Origin of the sequence: Eubacterium ramulus (genome assembly GCF_003122485.1) — a bacterium.
Classification (GTDB): domain Bacteria; phylum Bacillota; class Clostridia; order Lachnospirales; family Lachnospiraceae; genus Eubacterium_I; species Eubacterium_I ramulus_A.
The window spans coordinates 1-1,410 of sequence record NZ_JRFU01000265.1 but is presented as its reverse complement, the minus strand read 5'-3'; the positions used below and the strand labels follow the sequence as shown (position 1 = coordinate 1,410).

Here is a 1,410-nt window from a genome sequence, read left to right as displayed (position 1 = left end):
ATAAATGCTCCGCGAGGGCGCACATTGTCTGGGAGACAATGGTTTTGCGGCAGCAATCGGATACTTCAAGATCCAGCTTGAAAAAGCAGAAGCCCAGAGACAATTCCAGAACTCCGATGCAGTGGAACACCGAAAAAAATGCCGGATTTACGGATGGAGAGCCGTGGATTGCCGTAAATGACAACTACAAAACCATCAATGCAGAGGCTGCAGTCAAAGATCCGGAATCGGTTTTCTTCTATTATAAGAAGTTAGTGCAATTGCGTCACGAAGTGCCGGTGATCACAGACGGCGTATACAAACTTCTGGACGCGGACAATGAAAAGGTATATACTTATCTACGACTACGAAAAAATGAGGATGAGACATTACTGGTGATCTGTAACTTTACAAAAGAAACCATCGATTATCCGGTGGGCGATTTTGTGGAAGCCACACAGGGAACATTGCTCATCTCCAATTATGACGATGCACCGCAGCAGTATGCGGATGCTATCGAATTAAAACCATACGGAGCATATGTATATGAAATTAAATAACAAAATCAAACTTCTGGCACTGGACGTAGATGGAACGCTGTTTGACAATGCGGGACAGATCCCGGAGAAAAATATCCGTGCCATTCAAAAGGCACAGGAAGCTGGTGTGACCGTAGTGGTCGCTTCCGGCAGAGACTATGACGGTGTACCACACGACCAGTTAAAAGAAGTGGCAATGCCATATCTGATCACAACAAACGGAGCTGCTGTTTATCGTACGGCAGACAGAATCTGTCTGGATGAGCATTGTCTTCCGGCAGAAAAATTACTTTCTATTTTTGAATTTATCCTTCAGAGAGAAGTTTATATGACAGTGTTTATCGACGGACATAACTATACCCCGGTTTCGGTGTACGATTATGTGTGGAGACTGGGACTTCCGGAGCACATTGTGAATCATTTCCTGGAAGGACGTCATGAATTACCGGATTTACTTTCCTATGTAAAAAGTGGAAAAGCCAAAATCCAGAAAGTGACACTGAATTTTATCCCGGCAGCAGACGGCACCTTTTTACACCGTGACGAGATATGGAATCTGTTGACAGCCTGCCCGGATATCTGCGTGGTAGACGGTGGTTTCCACAATATTGAGTTCACAGCCGCAAATGTCAACAAGGGGTTGGGACTTCGTTTCATTGCAAAAGAACTTGGCATTTCTATAGAAGAAACAATGGCAGTGGGCGACAGTGGAAACGATGCAGAAATGCTGATGGCAGCAGGACTTGGCGTTGCTATGGGAAATGCATCGAAGGAAATTAAAGCAATATCGGATGTTATTACCCTCACGAATGAAGAATGTGGTGTGGCACATGCTATTGAGAAGTATATCAGATGGGAGATGACTCCCACCTCTATAGGTGGTGAGAAACAA

General features: G+C 44.7%; 2 protein-coding genes. Both read left to right on the top strand.

The window, feature by feature from the left end; translation table 11 throughout:
- The coding region (locus tag LG34_RS16455) for an alpha-glucosidase C-terminal domain-containing protein (protein WP_146190255.1) at nucleotides 1-539 on the top strand (539 nt) is incomplete at its 5' end.
- On the top strand, nucleotides 526-1,410 hold an 885-nt coding region (locus tag LG34_RS16450), incomplete at its 3' end, for a Cof-type HAD-IIB family hydrolase (RefSeq protein ID WP_109217036.1). The genes LG34_RS16455 and LG34_RS16450, both read left to right, overlap by 14 nt.